Here is a 20,515-nt window from a genome sequence, read left to right on the forward strand (position 1 = left end):
GCAAAGGAAATGCTTCGGATTCAATATTCTTAAGGCTCCTGCTTGTGGGTATGCGGCACAATGCCTTCTATCAGGACGTCCTCTCCAAACACCCTGGTGCTGACGTCTTTCAACGCCAGGGCATCCTCAACCTTATCCGCCCCAATCCCCAGTACAGGCATGCTCGCCTCGCCACCACCGATTATTTTTGGTGAAATAAAGGCCATCACCTTGTCCACCAGTCCCTCTTCAAAGAAGGAGGCCATTAGAATGCCCCCGCCTTCGACGAGTATATTGGTAATCTTTTCCTTGCCCAGCAACATCATCAATTCCACCGGGTCTACCTTGCTTCCCCTGCCTTCAACTATCATTAACCTGCAGCCCGCCTTGCTCAGCTTGTCCAGGCGTTCAGCAGGCGCGTGGTGGGTCGCAGCCACCACTACCTCGGACTCCGATATGGTGCGTACCAGTTGAGAGTCCAGTGGGAGACGGGCACGTGTGTCCATCACCAGCCGCTTGGGATTCCTTCCCCCCTCATGATGGCGGCACGTCAACAGCGGGTCGTCCCTTAACACCGTGCCTATGCCTACCACCATCATATCTACCTGGGAACGGATCTTATGGGCGTATTCCCTCGATTCTTGAGAGGATATCCACTGAGAGTCTCCCGTGTGGGTAGCCGTCTTCCCATCCAGGCTCATGGCCCATTTGGCAGTGACGTACGGCAGTCCCACCGTCATCAGCTTAAAAAATGGCGCGTTTAACTTCCCGGCCTCCTCTGCCATCACGCCTGTCACTACCTCTATGCCCGCCTGCCTCAACTTGTCCGCGCCCTTGCTCTTCGTTTCAGGGTTTGGGTCCATTGTCGCCATCACCACTCTCTTTATACCTGCCTCTATGAGTCTTTCGACACAGGGGGACGTTTTCCCATGGTGTGCGCAGGGCTCAAGGGTGACGTAAAGTGTGGCGCCCCGCGAAGAGGAACCGGCCTCTTCCAGCACACACACCTCTGCATGCGGACCGCCAAAGTATTCATGATGGCCCTGACCAACAACCTTGCCGTCCTTAACCATCACGGCACCGACCATGGGGTTAGGCTCTACCCTGCCAATTCCTTTCTCTGCAAGCTCCAGAGCCACCTGCATAAAGCGCCCGTCGTCTTTCGTAGTATGTTTCATCCAATCAACTCTCTAAAGAAAAAATGTATCTGGCAACACCTTTTGTCCGTTTTTGTCGTCACAAAGCCCCGCCGCGGTGACATATAGCCCCCCCCCTTCAGGACATCGGACACAGTGACATCCCCCGGTGAGCAGATCTAAAACAACCGCCGTTATTTGTGCTGTCGCCACGTATATTTCCTTTTATCAGAATCCCACAAGGTTATCAAGACCTGCGTATATTCTTCGTTGCACGGACCGCCCCTGAAGGCGCATCCCTGATAACCGGTGAAGTAACCCCTCTCCCGCCGATGGTCGCCTTTATACGGATATGTTACCGGGCATCTTAATGAAGTTCACGAACATAATCTACCTTTATTCGTTTGCAAAAGCTGGGCTGGCTGTGGTAGAATTTTTGCCTGGTTACTATTCCACTGGTCAGCCTGAAAGGGTCTTTCGATGCATAGCTCTCCAATAGCTGGTTTGATTGGCCTTTATGAATTGATATTATTTGTGCGGATCGTCCTGACGTGGATACCGCACGACCGTGAGCATCCGGCAGCAGGGCTTCTGTTTAAGGTGACCGAGCCCGCGCTGGAGCCCATTAGAAAGGTCATCCCGCCCGTGGCCGGGATAGACGCGTCTCCCATTGCCCTCTTCATCGGGCTTGAGTTTGTCAAACGTATTTTCAGCTAATAAATTTTTTACCTCTATGGTCTCATGATTCTCCTCGTATGACCTCTCTTCTGCCGCAGAAAGGACGGTTTTAATGAAACTCTCCCGTGAAAAGCTGGCGAAGATGATAGACCACACACAGATAAGACCTGATGCCGGGAGAGACCAAATAATAAATCTCTGCAGTGAGGCCGGGGAATACGGCTTCTGTGCGGTCTCAATCCCACCCGTGTACGTCTCCCTGGCGGTAGAGTGCCTGAAAGGTTCATCCGTAAAGGTCGGTGCCGTTGCAGGCTTTCCTTTCGGATACGGCTACACCGAGGCCAAGATAGTGGAGACCGCGCTGGCAGTAAGCCAGGGCGCGGCGGAGATTGACATGGTCATGAACGTTGCCGCCTTGAAGTCGAAGGACTACTCCCTGGTGCGCAGGGACATAGAAGGGGTGGTAATGGCGGCCCGCGGCGGCACGGTCAAGGTGATTATAGAAACCTGTCTGCTGACGGATAAAGAGAAGATAGAGGCATGCAAGATTATCGGAGATGCCGGTGCGAACTTCGTGAAGACGTCTACCGGGCTTGTCGGCGGAGGCGCGACGGTTGAGGACGTGCGGCTGCTGAGGCGGCATGCCCCTGAGGGAGTACAGGTCAAGGCCGCCGGAGGAATACGTGACGCAGAGACCGCGCTGGCAATGATAGCGGCCGGCGCCGCACGGATAGGCACCAGCACGGGGCCTGAAATAATAAAGGGCTGCGGGAAATAATGTCTAAAGATATCCGCCGGGTGGTAATAATCGTCCTGGACAGCCTCGGCGTCGGGGAGCTGCCCGACGCTGAATGGTTCGGCGACGAGGGGAGCAACACCCTTGGTAATCTGGCCCGGGCTGTGGGCGGTCTGCGGCTGCCCAATCTCGAGGCACTGGGACTGGGAAAGATAATACCCGTCGAGGGGCTTCGCGGCGATGCAACCCCGGGGGCATTTTATGGAAAGATGGCCGAGCACTCCAGCGCAAAGGACACCTCTACCGGCCACTGGGAGATGACCGGTATAATTACCAAAAAACCCTTTCCCACATATCCCGACGGTTTTCCGGAAGAAGTCATCGAAAAATTTACCGGGGCTATCGGCAGGCCCGTACTGGGCAACAAACCCGCGTCGGGCACGGAGATAATAAAGGAGCTGGGAGAGGAGCATATAAGGACGGGCCGCCCGATAGTTTACACCTCCGCCGACAGCGTGTTCCAGATAGCCGCCTGTGAGGCTGTAATACCGGTAGAAGAGTTATATGATATGTGCAAGACGGCCCGCGGTATCCTGACCGGCAGGCATAACGTGGGCCGTGTCATCGCCAGGCCGTTCATCGTCTCAGAGGGACGATACGTAAGGACCGAGAGACGGAAGGACTTCTCCGTGCCGCCGCCCAGACCTACACTGCTGGACGTGGCAAAAGATAAGAACCTTGAGGTAACAGGCGTAGGCAAGATAGGGGATATTTTTGCCCATACGGGATTGACCCGGGAACTCCACACGGGGAACAATCATGAAGGGGTGGACCAAACGATAAATTGCATCAAAAAAGGGGATCCCAGGGGTATAATCTTTACCAACCTGATAGACTTTGATATGAAGTACGGGCACAGAAATAACCCGGAGGGCTATGCGAGGTGTCTGGAGGAGTTTGACGTGCGCCTGCCTGAGATACTGGACGCACTAAGGGACGACGATATACTCTCAATGACGGCAGACCACGGCTGCGACCCCACCACGCCGAGCACCGACCACTCCCGGGAGTACGTGCCCCTTCTGGTGTACGGCAGGTCCCTGGGCAAGGTACGTTCCCTTGGGGTCAGACAGAGTTTCTCCGACCTTGGGGCTACCGTGGCGGAGGCCCTTGGACTGCCGCCCCTCGCCCACGGAACGAGCTTTTACGGGGACATGTTTCAGAACTAACCGGGGTTAAAATGATTATCGGCGTACCTAAAGAAACAAAGGCGGACGAGTACAGGGTAGCCCTCATACCGGTGGGTGCCGAGGAACTGGTGAAACTGGGGCATACGGTCCTGGTGGAAGAGGGCGCCGGGCTTGGCAGCAGCATCACCGACGGGGAATACTCAAGGGTGGGGGCAAAGCTGGTCAAGAACGTGGAACGTGTCTTCTCTGACGCGGATATGGTGCTCAAGGTGAAGGAGCCCCTGCCGGAGGAGTATACCCTTCTCCGGGAGGATTTAATAATCTTCACCTTCTTTCACTTCGCGGCCTCAAGAGAACTCATCGATGCGGTTGTGAAATCAAGGTCTGTGGCAATCGCCTATGAGACCGTGAGGGACGAGCGTGGGGGCCACCCGCTGCTGACGCCCATGAGCGAGGTGGCGGGGCGGATGTCCATACAGCAGGGGGCGAAGTATCTGGAGAAACCGATGGAAGGGAGGGGTATCCTCCTGGGCGGGGTCCCGGGGGTAGCCCCCGCGGAGGTGGTGGTGATAGGCGGCGGCATTGTCGGGACCAATGCGGCGAAGGTGGCCGCCGGCCTGGGGGCAAGGGTCTCGATTATGGACATCAATTTGGACAGGCTGAGGTATCTCGACGATATAATGCCCAAAAACGTCATCACCCTCATGTCAAACGCCCAGAATATAAGAGAGCGGCTCAGGGAGGCCGACCTGCTCATCGGCGCCGTACTCATAGAAGGGGCACGGACCCCGGTGCTTATTACGAGGGATATGGTAAAGACGATGAAACAAGGCGCGCTGATAGTCGACGTATCCATTGACCAGGGCGGCTGCATCGAGACCAGCAGGCCCACCACACACACCAAACCCACCTTCATGGTCGACGGGGTGCTGCACTACTGCGTGACCAACATGCCCGGCGCGGTAGGCGGCACGTCTACCTACGCGCTGGCCAATGCCAGCCTGCCGTACGTGGTAGAGATAGCGGACAAGGGATACGAAAAGGCGGCGTCGGAAAATCCGGCCGTAAGATGTGGACTAAACATCGTAAAAGGAAAAATCGTCAACAAGGCCGTGGCGGAGGCATTCGGTCTAACACATCATGACACCTTCTAAGTGGCGATACATAGAGGACGACGGCTCCCCGGCCGGCTTCGGGCTTGCGGCGGACGAATACATTGCCAAAAAACTCTGCGCGTCGCCCTATTCCCACATAATCAGGCTCTACACGTACAAAGGGCCGTGTGTCATGGTGGGCAGGTTTCAGGACGTTGACTCAGAGGTCAATCTCTCCCGCTGCAGAGAATTACCGGGCGTAGAAATAAACCGCAGGCCGACCGGCGGCGGCGCAATCGTCATGGGAGAGGGACAACTGGGCGTAGCCATAGCAGGTCCCATGAAAGAGAAAGACCGGTCACCGCTTCTGGCGTCAAAGGCCGTGTTAAGCCCCTTCACAAGGGGAATAATCGCCGCGTTTGGGCTGATGTGCCTTCAGGCATGGTTCCGGCCGGAAAATGACATCTGCATAAGAGACAAAAAGATAGCCGGGCTTGCCTCCTGCTGTCTGGACGAAGGTACTGCCGTGCTCTACCACGCAAGCATACTGGCGGATATGGATACCGGCCTGATGCTGGACCTCTTAAAAAAGCCGGGGGAAAAACCGGGTAACAAGAAAGGTGGTGCAATAACCACCGTCTCCAGCGAACTGGGCAGGCATGTCAGCACCGATGAACTAAGGGACTATGTTAAAAGAGGCATTGAAAAAACCCTTCACGCCGAGTTCATACCGGAGCCGCTAACCGAAAAAGAACTGGCAGAGGTAAAAAACCTGGAACAAAAAAAATATAGTAACACGGACTGGATATATCATGGAAAAGAGCACCCAACACAAAACTCGCGCAAACAACTGGAGATTGCCGCGGGGTTACGCCCCTCGCAATGACAAAGGACGAGAGCATCCAGCACAAGCTTGTCATTGCGAGCGAAAGCGAAGCAATCTCTGATTCCTAATGACAGTGGACGTGCACACCCAACACAAGACCCATACACACAGCACACAATACCCTGAATCCGTCAAGACCAGCCTCGCGTCCGCCCTGACCCTGAGGTTTCTCTCCGGCAGGTTCTACCGTGATGCCCGGAATTTCTGCGTAAACCTCCTGCTAAACTACCCCGACGACTGCAGGGCGAACTGCGCATACTGCGGTCTCGCGCGTTCGCGGCCCCGGGGAGAAGATTCCTTCATCCGTGTAGACTGGCCCGTGTTAAGGACCGGCGACGTACTGGACAGGCTCTCAAGATACCGTGATACGGTCCGGCGAATCTGCATCTCAACCGTCTTTCACCCCCGTGCAGTTGAAGACACCATTAACCTCGCCGGGGCCGTGCGCGCGGCGGCGGTGGACGTCCCGCTTTCTGTGTTAATTACGCCCGGCCTGTTCAGCCTCGGGGAACTTGGGGAGTTAAAAATTCTTGGGGCGGATTACCTGGGCGTCGGGCTTGACGCCGCCTCGGAGAGGGCGTTTGAACTGACGCGCGGTTCCCGCGTCCGCGGCCCGCTCAGCTGGGCCGATTACCTCGACACCCTTAGGGGCGGTGTAGAGGTTTTTGGAAAAAAACGAGTGAGCTGCCACATCATGGTGGGCATCGGGGAGACGGACAGGGAACTGGCCGAGTGTTTTTTTCAGGTGCATGCCATGGGGGTGCTGATACACCTGTTCAGCTTTTACCCTGAGCCGCATTCCCGGATGTCCCGGCGGAAGCGGCCCGCCCTGAAGAGATTCCGCCGCGCGCAACTGCTGGCCTGTCTGGTGGAACGGCATCTTATAGAACAACCTGACGTCGAGTTTGACCCGCGGGGCAGACTCATCCGTATTAAAGACTCTGTAAAGGAGATTGTGGAAGAAGCTATTAAAGACGGGAGACCCTTTGTGACCGGTGGATGCCCCGACAGAGACGGCGATATCGGCTGCAACCGTCCCTTTGGCAGCTACCGTCCGGGTGAGTCCTTCAGAGACTTCCCGTTCCACCCGGCGCCGGAAGACCTTGGGCGCATAAAGAGAGAACTAAGACTGGACGAGCTTTTTGGAGCGGGCACAAAAACCGGCCGCCGAAGACGACCGATACCCCGTCCTACGTCTATTGTAGAATAAACTACATAAATCGTAGAATCCGTTCCATATCCATTGCATAATCCACACCAGCCGTCAAATCCGTCTTGCAGTCTGACGTAATTCCTTTATCTACAGTAAGATACAGTGTTGCATCTGCGGCATTTTAATCAACAAAAAACCTGAAACGGCACACGTATTGCAGCTATCACTATTAGAGTTAGAAGGTTATGCCGTTGAGGAAGGGGTTTTTGCCATGTTACTAAAGAAAATACTAAATTGGGATTCGTTGCCTGTGCCAAAACGTCTTGACCTGGCGAATAGTCTCGCCAGGCGGTACGGTATACCTGACTTCTGGTACTGGAGAGACAGTCCCATATACGGCCACGAACTAATAATGGTCTGGAAGTCGGATGGGAAGAACAATTGAAGACAATAAGCAAAAGTTCCTCTTCTCATGCAGGCATCTTAAGAGAAAGAACCCGTGTCGTCTTCAGGGATAAGTGTCCGTTTGAAGGCTGCAGCCTGTGCAGACCCCTGCGCCATCGTGGAACTACATAAACACGCGCATACATCTTCTTGAAGTAACAGCAAACCTCCATTCCGTCATTATCCACATAAATTGCATCTAATCCTCCTTGGCCTGGACATCACGTCCACTTCCTACGGGCTTAAATTCACGGCCAAATTCCAAGATCTTTAACCTTGCTGACAGGGGGTAGCTAGGGTATATTTAGCTGGCTGGAACTTTATTTTAACGCTTTTGCTACAAAATTTCCTGACTGTTTTTAAGCATTGGGATGAAAAAGAAAACAAAGAAGAAGCCTGCAGTTAAAATTAACGCTAAGGGCAGAAGAACGACATTATACAACTTCCCAAAAGAGCCTCTTGAATTTTACATCTCTGAAGATACAGCCTCTTACGGCAGGAAAAAGCCGTTCTCTATATATTACGATGCCCCCGAACACTCTATACGGCTGCTAAAAGGTGATTGTATAGAAATACTGAATCAAGCAAGGGAAAACTCTGTAGACATGATTTTTGCCGATCCTCCTTATTTCCTCTCAAACGGTGGTATTACCTGTCATGCAGGTAAGATGGTTTCTGTAAATAAAGGTAGCTGGGACAAATCTAAGGGGGTAGAGCAGAACCACCTATTCAATCTCGAGTGGCTCAAGGCTTGCCAGCGTGTTTTAAGAACTGATGGGACTATTTGGGTTTCCGGAACCACCCACATCATCTACTCGGTCGGCTTTGCCATGCAGGAACTTGGCTTCAAAATTCTTAACGACATTATATGGTACAAGCGTAATGCCCCCCCGAATCTCTCATGCCGGTATTTTACCCACTCGACGGAGGTTGTTTTATGGGCAGCCAAAGACAAGAAGAGCAAGCATTATTTTAATTACAAGCTGATGAAGAAATTTAATAATGGTAAACAAATGCGGAACGTGTGGCAACTTTCTTCGCCCCCAAAGGTAGAAAAGAAGCATGGTAAGCATCCAACACAAAAGCCTGTTGGACTTTTAGAAAGGATAATACTCGCTTCAACCAAAAAAGATGACCTTGTACTAGATCCCTTTTGTGGCAGCTCGACAACAGGGGTTGCCGCGGTTTTGTTGAACAGGAAGTATGTAGGGATTGATTTGGAGGCGGAATATTTGTGTCTTTCTAAGAAACGTTTAAAAGAGGCAATTGAAAACCCGTCTTTATTCCCGCTTGAAGAGGCAGTGTCTGTTTGCTAGTTCAGCGTTAACCCTTATAAATAACGAATGCTATATGGAACGGCAAGAAGCTATCAAGAGGATATCTACTATAATCGGTAAGGATCTTCGTAAACTTGCTAAAAAGTATAGGGTAACTGTCTTCAAGTGTGGAAAAAAGAATAAAGGCTGGGCGGGCCATGTTGTAGAGCGTCACCTGGGGCTACCTTTAAATTCATCCAGATCACCGAACTTTGGCTCTTGGGAATTAAAGGTTATTTCTCTGAAATACCTCAAAAGCGGGGCACTTACCGTTAAAGAGACAATGGCAGTAACAATGATTGACCCTTATAATGTTGCTAGGACGCAGTTCGAACACAGCCATTTATTGAATAAGATGAGAAGGATGTTGCTACCCGGAAGGATTTGGGAGAATAAGGAAGAGACATTTTCATTACTTTATGCTGCAAAGACATTTGATTTAAATGACCCTGAGATATATAAGCAAGTAAAAGCGGACTATGATTTAGTCCGAAATACAATAATCAATAAAGGTTTTTCGGCATTAACCAGCAAAATGGGTGTATTTATTCAACCACGGACAAAAGGTCCGGGACATGGAAGCACATCGAGGGCCTTTTACGCACGAACGTCTTTTCTGAAAAAAATCTTTTTCCCTCCCGATTCAGGTAAATAAGAAGCCACGTGTGAACTCGGGAGGAATTATTTTACAGGGTGTCTTAGAAAGAGAAACCAATAATGGAAAAACTAATGAAAAGAGAACAAGTGAAGAGAATCTTTAAAATAGGTGAACTTGATGGATTCTATGTGGATGAAAAGCTTGATAGGACAGTCCATATAACCCTTGAAAGTGAAGATACTATCGTAATTGATATTTTTGACACAGCCCAAGCTGCCTATGATTCAAATACTGGCAATGCGCTCGGAATTGTTGAGTTGAATCTTAAAACCGGAGACACACAACATTTTAAAGAGGGAAGGTGACATCAAAAAGGGGGACGAAAACAGGACACTACCCAAATCTCCCCTCTGGCATGACCTGCCACACCCCAATACTGCCATTTATAGTTGCCCCATTTATGGGCCTTTTACGCACGAACGTCTTTTCTGAAAAAGATCTTTTTAACTCCCGATCCTGACAAATAATTTACCTCTATTCCAGTTGCAGGGTGCGTCTGGACACACCTTGTTATTTTGTAGCTGTTCGATTTGCCGAGCTAACAAACGCCCCATAAATGGGGCAGCTACATAAAATGCGTGTATCGCAGGGCTAAAGCCCTGCGGCACCCATGAAAATCTCCTATTATTCCCCAAAAGCTGTAGTGGCAGAGCTTGCTCTGCAACATGATGGTAGGGGCAGATTTTGTAATCCTTCGCCGAAGGCTAAAAGCCGGAACGGGTGAAGATAATGACATGACTGTGGGGGCTAGTGCAGGTGTTCTTCGTGCAGGTGTTCTTCGTACAGGTGTTCTTCGCTGGCGGGCGTCTCTTCGGGGGTTTCCGGTCTTCTCAACGCCTCCTCCTCTTCCTCCTCGGTTATAAAGACGAAGGAGAATAACTTGCCCTCCGAATTTATCAGCAGCTTGCCGCGCTCGGTGACGAGGAGATAAATTATTAAAAGGGGCATTATCAGGGGGGCGACAATCACGAGTACAAAGAGCGATACGAGAAATATGGGGAATAACGACATCGCGACGGGGAACACTATCATGGACACGATGGCGACGATGCTTATACCGAAGGCGAGTATCCACGGCAGAAGGACCAGGGAGAGCAGCGATATGCCGAATTTAGTGAAGCCGCCCGTTATCTTTTTGTCGGAGATGTATATGCCGCCGGGGGATTCTACCTCTTCGTATTCATAATGGTATTTTTCCCTACCTTCTTCTTCCTCCTCCGCGGGTATTGGCGCCCTCTTAAGTCCTTCCTCTACCATTTCGTCCTGGTAGATTACGTCTTCCTCACCCTCAGGTGACTCCTCGGCGAGCCTTGCCTTTTCAAAGGCCTCCACCCCGGGACCGCCGTACACATCCCCCTCGGTGTTTTTCGTGGCCTTGCGGAATTTTTTAGCGTACCGCCATAACATGGCTAAGTGTTTATGTCTCCGTTACGTGTCCCGCCACCTGAACGTTGTCGTGCCCGTTGAACCTGGACAGCCTGCGCCCGGCCAGACGTCTTTTAACGCCTATAATACTATGCCTGTACATCTGCCCTGTCAATCCTAAACCTCGCGGAGGCCCGCAACGGCCTGGGCGGCGATTGCCCTGCCCTCTCCGATGGCCCCGAGCCCCTCTGTGGTGGTGGCCTTCACGTTCACCCGGTCGGCCGGTATACCCAGGAGCCGGGCCATCGTATCCCCCATCTCCGCCTTTTTTGTCCCAAGCTTCGGTACCTGGGCGATTATCACGACGTCCACGTTGTTGGCGGTTAACCCCTTTCCCTTTATCATACCTGCGACGTGCTCCAGCAGCACCCGGCCTGCGACGTCCTTCCATTTCGGGTCGTTATCGGGAAAATGTTCCCCTATGTCCCCCAGCGCGGCGGCCCCCAGCAGGGCGTCGCACACGGCATGAATAACCACGTCGGCGTCGGAGTGGCCTTCCAGGCCAAGGGAGTAATCTATCTCTATACCGCCCAGCACCAGCCTGCGGCCTTCTACCAGCCTGTGGATGTCATAACCTATCCCAAAAAGCATCATGTTTTAAAGGTCACAAAACAGAAAAATTTGTGGACAGAAAACGGAATATGGAGTTTCGGCAAGAAAGGGATGCAGGAGCGAGTCTATCGCACGTCGGCAGAGCTTTTTCCAATTAAACCCCTCACCCTGTCGGAGAGTTCGTTCAGTTCGGAGAGATGTTTCATGCACATCTCTCTCTCAGACCAGCGTACGTCGCGGAAGCAGGCCACGGTGTTTTCAATATCTTCAATGACCCGGTCTATCGCCTTGTTCAGTTCAGACATAGTGAAGTTTGAACACCTGTCTGAGAGGGTATCGATTCGCTTAAATATCTCGTTACGATACGCCTTCCGTTTGTGCGGTATCACCGTAAAACCAACCACGCCCAGTGCGATGGCGCCTATCATCACTACAGCCACGGGCAGGAAGAGCGTGAGCAGGAAACTGAGACCCGCAAGGCCCGCCACGGCTACTCCTTCCATCGCGAGGAAGCTTACCAGCCCGGCCTGGGACACCGCCTTTATCCTGTCCGCCTCATTGGCCAGGTCAAACTCCCTGTATTCCCTTGAGTGTTCTTTGAGGACGAACTGGAGTTCGTTTTTCTTGTCCTCAAAGCTGTGCTCACCAAGGGCCTCCACGTCGCCCTTGCCCGTCTCTGTCTTTTTGTAGTCAAGGGCTATCTCCCAGAGTGACCTGTTGTTCCTCGTTATGTAGTCAACGGCGTCGTCGATTACCCTGTCCAGGTCGTGCAGGGGGTTGGAAAGGCTGGTCATCTCTTTCTTGAATTTTTGTCCGATCTTCTCCCTGGCAAAGAGCGAGGCCATCAGCGCGCGGGTGGTCATGTGGTAGCCAAGGAACATCTCCAGCCTCTCCTTAAGCCGGGAGAAGGCCGACTCAATCTCCATCTTGTACTTCTTGACGAACTCCTGCATGTCCTCCCTCTTACTCTTCAGCCGCGCCTCCAGGCGTTCTATGCCCGCTATCTCTGAGTTATACTGGGCGATCCTCGTCTCCAAATCCATCTTAAGTTCTGAAAAAACGCTTGTGAGGAAACGCAGAGGACTGAGGTACTTCAGCTCCATTTTTACGTCGAAGTCCATCTTCTCAAATATGAATTCTTCTATCTCCTTTATATTGCTTTCCTGCAGCACTTTTTCATCCTGGTTGGCCTTGGCCACAGTAGCCCTTAAGCTGGAAAGTGCAATAACTTTGGGGTCAAAACCAAGGAGCTTGTAACAGTTCTTTTCGATAAACGGGATAATCTCGTTAAGCTCTTCCTCTGTCTTCAGGTCCGTCTTATTCAGCACAATGATTACCTTACGGCCCCATTTACCCTTGAGAAGCTGGATAAATTTCCTCTCGCTCTCCGTAAGGGGTCTGTCCGAAGACGTGATAAATATTACAAGCTCCGCACGATGTATAAAATTCTCTATTATGGCTTCATGTTCGACAAAGATGGAGTTCGTGCCGGGGGTGTCAACCAGGGTAATCTCTTTTAATGCCTCCAGCGGGTAGGTGACCCGTGAGAGATTGTCCTGCAACTGCTCTTGTGCAAAGCTGTCGCCGTGGGTGAGAAGGACCACGTTATGGGTAGTCGGTGTGGGTCCTACACGCAGAATTCTTTTACCGAGGAGGGCGTTTACGAAGGTGGATTTACCGGCGTTATATTCGCCGGCAATAATGATATAAAAGGGCTCGGCCATCTGTTTGGCCATATCCCGAATCTTTTTCTCGAAATCGGGATTGCCCATTCGGGTGAAAAAACCCTCAACGTCTTTTAGGAGATCCGTGACCTCAGTTAGGGTCCTCTTGAGCTCCTTATTCTTGATGATAGCTTTTGACATACGTTGAGTATCAGTCTATGTAGGCCACCTTAAGCGCAAATTATACTAGCATATCATCTTACGTCAAGAACTTTTTTGGGAAAGTAAGAACTTTTCCCTGCGTCCCCTTGCAGAGATTCAGCCGGCAAAATACAGAGAGAACTAGATTACGTTTTCACATCCCGTTTCAGTATCCTGATACTTCTCGTAAGACTGTTCCAGTTCCTTTTTCCTGTCCTCAAGACCCTTCTTACCCAGGAGGGCGTTTGCGTTTATCTTGCATGCCTCGACCCCCGGCTGGTCAAACGGGTTTATACCAAACAGCCGTCCGGCCAGCGCGGTCTGAAGTTCAAAGAAATAAAGGAGTTGTCCGATATAAAAGGCCGATATCTCGGGCAAAAATATTGTACAGTTTGGCCGCCCGGCCTCAGTCAGTGCGGCTTCTGTGCCAAGCCTTTCCGCATCCATTAGTTCGTCAAGATAGTGGCCTGAAAGATGGGACAGGCTGTCGTCCGGCACATCATAAGGGATTTTGAGCGAACATGAAAAACTGCCGGTTGCGAGAAACGTTATAACCTTGTTAAGTGGCCCCTCCATATAGAGTTGGAGCTGTGAATGCTGGTCTGTCGGACCCAGGGCACGCACGGGGGTCGGGCCGCAGTGGACGACCTTCCCGTCCAGTGACAGTTTCTTCCCTAAACTCTCGGCCCACAATTGACAGTACCACTCTGAGAGGCCCTCAAGTCTTGACGAATACGGCATCATAACGGAGATATGCCTGCCCTTGTTGTAGCTGAGATACTGCAGTACAGCGTTCATGAGGGCCGGGTTTTGTCTTATATCACCGGACTGGCAGCGTTTGTCCATGGAGGCCGCGCCAGCCAGTAACGCGTCTATGTCGATACCGCTCACGGCGGCAGACAACAGACCCACGGGGCTAAGCACGGAGAACCGCCCGCCTACGCCCCCGGGTATATCGAGGGTGGTGTAACCCTCATCCCCGGCGATGCGCCTCAACACCCCGCTCTCCGGGTCGGTAGTGGCGATGAAGTGTTTCCCGTAACCGCCCTTAACTTTTCTTCTCAAAATATCTCTGACAATAAGGAACTGCGCCATCGTCTCTACCGTGGTCCCGGACTTGGAGATGACATTGAAAACCGTCTTTTCAAGATTAATTATCGTGAGCAGCGCATCGAATATGTCCGGGTCGATGGTGTCTATGACGTGTATCCGTGGGCGTCCCTGCCGCACATCCCGAAGCTCGTTATAGACGGGGTCGTTGAGGGCCATATGGAGCGCAATATTGCCGAGGGCCGACCCCCCTATCCCAAGTACCACAAAATCCTCAACCTTAGCCCTCTTGATGTCATCCGCCGCTTCGGATACCTTTGCGGCAGTATCTTTGTCGTATGGCAGGTCAAGGAACGGGAGCCGTCCCGCGGACCTTTCTTTCACTAAATCAGTGAAACACCCGGCGGCCCGTTCGCCGGCATCCTCAAGTTCGGCGCGGGATATACCGTGTTCTTCACCGACACACCCGGTCATCATGCCGTTAAAGTCCAGACGTATGCTTTGTGTCTCTTTACTCATGGCAACCTTACATAGGTTAATAATATCAAGGGTGTTTTCATCCCATCATCCTATCATCCTAAGAGGTGGGGCTGAGAAATCATTAGGCGGCTTTATAATTTTAGTTCCTTGAGATACCTGCGGAAGTCTCCGCCGAATTCCGGGTTCTTCAGCGCGAGTTCGACCGTGGCCTGCAGGAAGCCCAGCTTGTTCCCGGTGTCGTACAACTTTGCGTCTACACGGCAGCCGTAGACCGGCCCCAAGTCCACCAGGCTCTTCAGGGCGTCTGTAAGCTGTATCTCACCCGACGTGCCGGGGGCGGCCTTCTCAATCAGGCCGAATATTTCGGGGGGAAGTACGTATCTCCCTGAAATGGACAGGTTCGAGGGCGCCTCCCCCTGCTTCGGTTTCTCGACCATGTCAAGTACCTTGTAAACACCGTCCTCAATCGTCTCGGGTTTGATTATCCCGTAGTGGCTTACCTCGGACGGCGCCACCTCTTCCAGCGATATCACAGGTCCCTTAAAGCGATAATATATGTCAAGGACCTGCCCAAGCGCGGGTGTCTCAGACTCCATTATCATATCGGGCAGAAGTACTGCGAATGGTTCGTTCCCGACGACATCTTTGGCACAGAGTATTGCGTGCCCGAGCCCCAAGGCCTCGCTCTGCCGGACGAAACAAAAGGAGATAAGGTTAGAGATGGCCTTTATCTCCCTGAGGAGCTTGTGGTCGCCCTTTTTCTCCAGAAGGCTCTCAAGCTCATAGGAGGTGTCAAAGTGGTCTTCAATGGGCCTCTTGCTCCGGCCCGTAACCATTATTATCTGCTCTATACCCGAGAGCTTCGCCTCCTCCACCACGTACTGAATCACAGGCTTGTCCACCAGAGGGAGCATCTCTTTGGGCGAGACCTTTGTGGCGGGCAGGAACCTCGTGCCCAGACCGGCCACGGGTATTACGGCCTTCCTGACCTTCATAAGACTCCTCTTACCTTAATATGTGACAAACGGGAACCCCCACTTAAGATACAAGTCCGTATAATTTTACTTTAGTTGATACGATTATTCCAATGGAAAAACAGGAGACAAATTTCCTTGACCGGATGATTTTGTGTCAATAGAATCAGTGTTGAGACAATCCACCACGTCCTTAAATCAATATTAAAGATGAAGTTACCGAAAAACCTTGAACCTCTGGAACTCTCCCGCAGGGAATTTGCGGTGCTCTGCGTGCTGTTTTCCACCCTTATAATCGGCATCACCATCAAATTTGTGATGGACAACCACATCGGCTCAGGGGAGATAAAGGTCTTGAGGCAGAATCCCGGTGAGCTGTCGCTGCGGCTTGACATAAATACCGTGGAGTGGTACGAACTCCTGCCGCTGCCGAAAATAGGAAAAAAGAGGGCAAAGGCCATCGTGGAATACCGCCGGGAACACGGCCCCTTTACGAGCCTGGACGAACTCCTGAACGTAAAAAGTATATCACCGAACGTCCTGGAGACAATCAGGGATTTTGTAAAGATAAGCGGTGACAACAAAAAAGTTTACAGCAAGAGGACGGAGTAGTACGGGTGGCTGATTTCAAACTGGTATCCACATACGAGGCCAAAGGCGACCAGCCCGGGGCCATAAAAAAACTTGATAAAGCATTCAGCGGGGGCAGGAAATGTCAAACCCTTCTGGGCGTGACCGGCTCGGGCAAGACCTTCACCATGGCGAACGTCATTAAGGCCCTGGGCAGGCCCACTCTGGTTATGTCCCATAATAAGACCCTGGCCGCCCAGCTATACAGCGAGTTCAAGGAATTTTTCCCCCATAACGCGGTCAGGTATTTCGTCAGCTACTACGACTACTATCAGCCTGAGGCCTACATTCCCCAGAGGGACATATACATAGAAAAAGAGGCCACAGTAAACCAGGAGCTTGACCGGCTGCGGCTCGCCGCCACCAGCGCCCTTATGACACGTGAGGACGTGGTGATAGTCGCCAGCGTCTCTTGTATCTACGGTCTGGGCTCGCCCGAAGAGTACCGGGAGATGTACGTACGGATTAACAGGGGTGAGGAGATGGACCGCAATCTGTTACTGAAGAAACTGGTGGACATACGGTACGAGCGCAACGACCTCGCCTTTGAACGGGGCGCATTCCGCGTGAGGGGAGACGTTGTGGAACTGTACCCCTCCTACGAGGAGTGTGGCTACCGTATAGAATTCTTCGGTGATGAGATAGACCGGCTCACGGTGATAGACCCCATGACCGGCGAGGTGCTCAGTCAGGAAGATTCGCTTGAGATTTACCCCGCCAAGCATTTTGTGATGCCGGAGGGTAAGATAGACGGCGTGGTGGCGTCGATAGAGAAGGAGCTGGTATGGTGGCTCGGCGAGCTCAGGTCCAAGGGTAAACTCCTGGAGGCGCAGCGCCTTGAGGCACGCACGCGTTATGATATGGAGATGCTGAAAGAGACGGGCTACTGCCACGGTGTAGAGAACTACTCGCGGCATATAAGCGGCCGCGCCCCCGGTGAACCGCCCTTTACGCTGATTGATTACTTCCCGGAGGATCTTTTTCTGATAGTGGACGAGTCCCACGTGACCGTGCCCCAGATTGGCGGCATGTACAACGGAGACCGCTCGAGAAAGGAAACCCTCGTGGCGCATGGCTTCCGCCTGCCCTCCGCCCTGGACAACCGCCCGCTGCGCTTCAGTGAGTGGGAGGGCAAGATAGACCGGGTACTGTACGTCTCGGCCACACCCGCCCCCTATGAACTGAAGGCGTGCGGCGGAGAGGTTGTGGAGCAAATCATCCGGCCCACGGGACTCCTTGACCCCGTCATCCACGTCAAACCCGCGACCACACAGGTAAAGGACCTGCTTGAGCAGATAAAGAAGCGGGCAGCAAAGGATGAACGCGTGCTGGCCACTACGCTGACAAAACGTCTGGCGGAAGATTTAAGCGAATACATCCAGGAGGAGGGGCTTAAAGGTATGTACCTCCACTCCGAGATGAACGCCTTTGAGAGGGTGGAGATCCTGCGCGACCTGCGTATGGGCAAGTTCGACGTGGTCGTAGGGGTAAACCTCCTCCGGGAGGGCCTGGACCTGCCGGAGGTGTCGCTGGTGGCTATACTGGACGCCGACAAGGAGGGTTTCCTCCGCTCGGAGACCTCGCTCATACAGACCATCGGACGCACCGCGAGGAACGTAAACGCCGAGGTGGTATTGTACGCGGACACCGTCACATCCTCCATGAAGAGGGCCATCGACGAGACCGCCAGACGCCGTGAACTCCAGCTTGAATATAACCGCAGGCACAACGTCACCCCCCGGACCATCCAGAAGGAGATACGCAGGGGCATCGAGGAAGAGGTGTCGTCAAAGAGGTACGCGCGCGAGGTGGTGGCGGAGACCGAGGAAGAATACGTAACGCGCGATTACATAAACGAACTGAAGCAGGAGATGCAGGAGGCCGCCGCAAAGCTCGACTTTGAACGGGCCGCCGAGCTGAGGGACAGGCTCACGGCAATTTATTCTAATTAGTTTTTTTTGTTCGTCCGATACGGTGATCGGACGCTACAATATTTTGTAGGGTGCGTCTCGACGCGCCGTGTGTTTTGCGTAGCTGCCCGATTTATCGGGCCTGTATCAAAGCCCCATGAATGGTGCAGCTACAAGTGTTAGCGCATGAACACCGCAGGGCTTAAGCCCTGCGGCACCCAATAAGAAATAATATCGCATGGGTGCTCTGCCACCCATGTCTGACGTAACATCGTTGACCGGGGGGACAGAGCCCCGGTACTATGTCTAAAGTTTAAATTATAAACGTTGCGGCGGCAGGGTCGCCCCTGTACATCACATAAAAAGGGTGGTGAAAAAATGGAGTTGCCGGTCAATCCTCAAGAAAAAGAGATACAGGCCCTGATAGACGCGGCCATAAGCGAAGACATAGGCGGCGGTGACGTGACCACCGACAGCCTGATACCTGAGTGGCTGGAGGCAAAGGGGGAGTTCATCATCAGAGAGCCTGGAGTGGTCGCCGGCCTGCCCATAGCCAGAGAGGTATATAAGAAACTAGACGCGGAGGTATCCTTTGAATATTTGGTGGCTGACGGCGCGATGCTGCTTCCCGGCAGGGCGGTTGCCTCGGTGAAAGGTCCCGCCAGGGCCATACTGTTCGGGGAGAGGGTGGTACTCAATTTCCTGCAGAGGCTTTCCGGCATAGCCACCCTTACCGTGCGATACGTAGAAAGGATAAAGGGGCATAAGGCAAAGATATACGACACAAGAAAGACCACCCCTGGCTGGCGGACGCTCGAGAAATACGCCGTGAAGATGGGCGGCGGGATGAACCACCGCATGGGCCTCTACGACCAGGTACTTATAAAAGACAACCACCTGAAGATACTTGAGGAGGGTCAGGCCCTGACAAAGGCCGTCCGGGAGGCGCGGCAAAAAGCGCCGCAGTGGATGCTCATCGAGGTAGAGACCGGGTCTCTCGAAGAGGTGGAAGAGGCGGTTGCGGCAAGGCCGGACATAATCATGCTGGACAACATGTCCGTTGAGGATATTTCCCGGGCCATAGAGATTATAAGAAGCCGCGGAGGCGAAGAATCCGCTATAGTAGAGGTCTCAGGCGGCGTGACGCTTGAGAACGTAGCGGAGATTGCCGGGGCCGGCCCGGACTGGATATCCGTCGGCGCCCTCACCCACTCCGCCAGCGGTCTCGACATCGCCCTGGAGATTAAGGGGAGGGTTTAGGTTGAGGGGCACGAGTACAGAACTTTCTATGTAGCGTGGCAGCTTGCTGCCACGTTCAACCGTAGGGGCACGACATGTCGTGCCCCTGTGGTTTTATGTCGAGCAAGCTCGACCGCTACAATAAATGGGCTTGGGTGTTTTTCCATTGTAGTGGCTGAGTTTACTCAGCTAATTTTTCGTGGCGACAGGGAGTCGGGTGCGTCTCGACGCACTCGACAGACTAATAGAACTCTTTAAGCAGTTCATCAAACCCGGAGCGGTCGAGGGGTTGTTTTACAAGGGGTTTTTTGGCGATTACAGGCTCTCGCTTCTCCATGGCCGCGCGGCCGGTGTGGTTGTATATCAGTCCTATGGGTATCCTGTCGCCCCATTCCTGCGCCTTCTGGAACGCCGCCATCTTGTCGCCGGGGTCGTAATCCGGTTCTTTATCCTCCAATTTGTAGACCCGCTCCTTGTACCACTGAAAAGTGTTCTGTTTGTTAAAGCTGGGGCAGTTCTGGAGGACGTCTACCAGGGCAAACCCCTCATGCCGGACGGCTTTTTGGAATAAATCCACCAGGTGTGTTTTCTCGCCGACAAAACCACGCGCGACAAAACCGGCATTAAGGGCAATGGCCACCGCGATGGGATTAAACGCGGATTCAAACACGCCCCCCGGCTGGACTTTTGTCACAAACCCTACCTCGCTGGTGGGTGATGCCTGGCCCTTGGTCAGGCCGTAGACCTGGTTGTTGTGCACGATTACGGTGATATTGACGTTTCTCCGTATGGCGTGCATGAAGTGGTTGCCGCCCTCCCCGTAGCAGTCGCCGTCGCCCGTTGTGACCACGACCACCAGCTCGTGGTTCGCGAGCTTCGCCCCGGTGGCCGGCGGGAGTGTGCGGCCGTGGAGACTGTTAAAGGTGTTGCCCTTCATGTAGTGAGGGAGTTTACTCGACTGGCCGATACCGGAGACGAGGAGCACCTGATGAGGCTCCAGACCCAGCCCGACAAGCGCCTCCTGCACAGCCCTCAGTAACATAAAGTTACCGCAGCCGGGACACCACGCCGTCTCCTGTCCCTGATAATCCTTCAGCTCTACCATGACCGCACTAGCCTT

Annotated in this window: 20 protein-coding genes; 13 read left to right on the top strand and 7 right to left on the bottom strand. The window is 52.9% G+C overall.

All coding sequences use genetic code 11. The annotated features are described in order from the left end of the window. Window positions 1–29: 29 nt before the first annotated feature. Entirely contained in the window at window positions 30–1,157 is a 1,128-nt protein-coding gene (gene ribD / locus NOU37_05070) for a bifunctional diaminohydroxyphosphoribosylaminopyrimidine deaminase/5-amino-6-(5-phosphoribosylamino)uracil reductase RibD (GenBank protein ID MCQ4574599.1), read from the bottom strand. A 438-nt stretch (window positions 1,158–1,595) separates the two neighbouring features. Here ribD and NOU37_05075 point away from each other — a divergent pair, with 438 nt between their 5' ends. From NOU37_05075 to NOU37_05120, 10 genes are all read left to right on the top strand, one after another. Next, a complete protein-coding gene (locus NOU37_05075; protein MCQ4574600.1) occupies window positions 1,596–1,832 on the top strand; it encodes a YggT family protein in 237 nt (78 codons plus the stop codon). A gap of 73 nt (window positions 1,833–1,905) precedes the next feature. Next, a complete protein-coding gene (deoC, locus tag NOU37_05080) occupies window positions 1,906–2,571 on the top strand; it encodes a deoxyribose-phosphate aldolase (protein ID MCQ4574601.1) in 666 nt (221 codons plus the stop codon). Then, window positions 2,571–3,758: a phosphopentomutase gene (locus NOU37_05085; protein ID MCQ4574602.1), complete on the top strand. Its 1,188-nt coding sequence runs from the start codon at window positions 2,571–2,573 to the stop codon at window positions 3,756–3,758. Before deoC ends, NOU37_05085 begins: the two co-directional genes overlap by 1 nt. Window positions 3,759–3,769: 11 nt before the next feature. After that, window positions 3,770–4,873 (top strand): alanine dehydrogenase, encoded by a 1,104-nt coding sequence (gene ald, locus NOU37_05090; protein ID MCQ4574603.1) that lies wholly within the window; start codon window positions 3,770–3,772, stop codon window positions 4,871–4,873. Beyond that, window positions 4,860–5,699: a lipoate--protein ligase family protein gene (locus NOU37_05095; GenBank protein ID MCQ4574604.1), complete on the top strand. Its 840-nt coding sequence runs from the start codon at window positions 4,860–4,862 to the stop codon at window positions 5,697–5,699. The genes ald and NOU37_05095 overlap by 14 nt, the downstream gene beginning before the upstream one ends. 79 nt (window positions 5,700–5,778) lie before the next feature. Beyond that, window positions 5,779–6,909: a radical SAM protein gene (locus NOU37_05100; GenBank protein MCQ4574605.1), complete on the top strand. Its 1,131-nt coding sequence runs from the start codon at window positions 5,779–5,781 to the stop codon at window positions 6,907–6,909. A gap of 214 nt (window positions 6,910–7,123) precedes the next feature. Continuing rightward, the gene (locus NOU37_05105; GenBank protein ID MCQ4574606.1) at window positions 7,124–7,297 is read left to right on the top strand and encodes a hypothetical protein; all 174 of its coding nucleotides are present in this window, start codon (window positions 7,124–7,126) and stop codon (window positions 7,295–7,297) included. 370 nt (window positions 7,298–7,667) lie between these two features. Next, window positions 7,668–8,612 carry a site-specific DNA-methyltransferase gene (locus NOU37_05110; protein ID MCQ4574607.1) on the top strand — a complete coding sequence of 315 codons (945 nt, stop codon included), beginning with the start codon at window positions 7,668–7,670 and terminating at the stop codon, window positions 8,610–8,612. A gap of 34 nt (window positions 8,613–8,646) precedes the next feature. Further along, window positions 8,647–9,267, top strand: a complete 621-nt coding sequence (locus tag NOU37_05115; protein ID MCQ4574608.1) for a MutH/Sau3AI family endonuclease — start codon at window positions 8,647–8,649, stop codon at window positions 9,265–9,267. A gap of 62 nt (window positions 9,268–9,329) precedes the next feature. After that, window positions 9,330–9,575 carry a hypothetical protein gene (locus NOU37_05120; protein ID MCQ4574609.1) on the top strand — a complete coding sequence of 82 codons (246 nt, stop codon included), beginning with the start codon at window positions 9,330–9,332 and terminating at the stop codon, window positions 9,573–9,575. A gap of 442 nt (window positions 9,576–10,017) precedes the next feature. On the opposite strand, the gene NOU37_05125 is transcribed toward NOU37_05120, so the two are convergent. From NOU37_05125 to galU, 5 genes are all read right to left on the bottom strand, one after another. Continuing rightward, window positions 10,018–10,677: a hypothetical protein gene (locus NOU37_05125; GenBank protein MCQ4574610.1), complete on the bottom strand. Its 660-nt coding sequence runs from the start codon at window positions 10,675–10,677 to the stop codon at window positions 10,018–10,020. 135 nt (window positions 10,678–10,812) lie between these two features. Beyond that, entirely contained in the window at window positions 10,813–11,289 is a 477-nt protein-coding gene (ispF, locus tag NOU37_05130; protein MCQ4574611.1) for a 2-C-methyl-D-erythritol 2,4-cyclodiphosphate synthase, read from the bottom strand. Between the two features lie 83 nt (window positions 11,290–11,372). Next, window positions 11,373–13,112, bottom strand: coding sequence for a dynamin family protein (locus NOU37_05135; protein MCQ4574612.1), 1,740 nt, complete (start codon window positions 13,110–13,112; stop codon window positions 11,373–11,375). 141 nt (window positions 13,113–13,253) lie between these two features. Beyond that, the gene (locus NOU37_05140) at window positions 13,254–14,681 is read right to left on the bottom strand and encodes a glucose-6-phosphate isomerase (GenBank protein MCQ4574613.1); all 1,428 of its coding nucleotides are present in this window, start codon (window positions 14,679–14,681) and stop codon (window positions 13,254–13,256) included. A 92-nt stretch (window positions 14,682–14,773) separates the two neighbouring features. Then, window positions 14,774–15,637: a UTP--glucose-1-phosphate uridylyltransferase GalU gene (gene galU, locus NOU37_05145; protein MCQ4574614.1), complete on the bottom strand. Its 864-nt coding sequence runs from the start codon at window positions 15,635–15,637 to the stop codon at window positions 14,774–14,776. 189 nt (window positions 15,638–15,826) lie between these two features. Here galU and NOU37_05150 point away from each other — a divergent pair, with 189 nt between their 5' ends. From NOU37_05150 to nadC, 3 genes are all read left to right on the top strand, one after another. Continuing rightward, entirely contained in the window at window positions 15,827–16,228 is a 402-nt protein-coding gene (locus tag NOU37_05150) for a helix-hairpin-helix domain-containing protein (GenBank protein MCQ4574615.1), read from the top strand. 5 nt (window positions 16,229–16,233) lie between these two features. Then, the gene (uvrB, locus tag NOU37_05155; GenBank protein MCQ4574616.1) at window positions 16,234–18,198 is read left to right on the top strand and encodes an excinuclease ABC subunit UvrB; all 1,965 of its coding nucleotides are present in this window, start codon (window positions 16,234–16,236) and stop codon (window positions 18,196–18,198) included. Window positions 18,199–18,534: 336 nt separating this feature from the next. Further along, window positions 18,535–19,416, top strand: a complete 882-nt coding sequence (gene nadC / locus NOU37_05160) for a carboxylating nicotinate-nucleotide diphosphorylase (GenBank protein MCQ4574617.1) — start codon at window positions 18,535–18,537, stop codon at window positions 19,414–19,416. 220 nt (window positions 19,417–19,636) lie between these two features. Here the strand turns inward: nadC and NOU37_05165 are convergent, their stop codons facing one another. Beyond that, window positions 19,637–20,500, bottom strand: coding sequence for a 2-oxoacid:ferredoxin oxidoreductase subunit beta (locus tag NOU37_05165; GenBank protein MCQ4574618.1), 864 nt, complete (start codon window positions 20,498–20,500; stop codon window positions 19,637–19,639). Window positions 20,501–20,515 lie beyond the last annotated feature (15 nt).

The sequence above is a fragment of the Candidatus Bathyanammoxibius amoris genome (genome assembly GCA_024451685.1).
In the GTDB taxonomy this organism is placed as follows: Bacteria; Planctomycetota; Brocadiia; order Brocadiales; family Bathyanammoxibiaceae; genus Bathyanammoxibius; species Bathyanammoxibius amoris.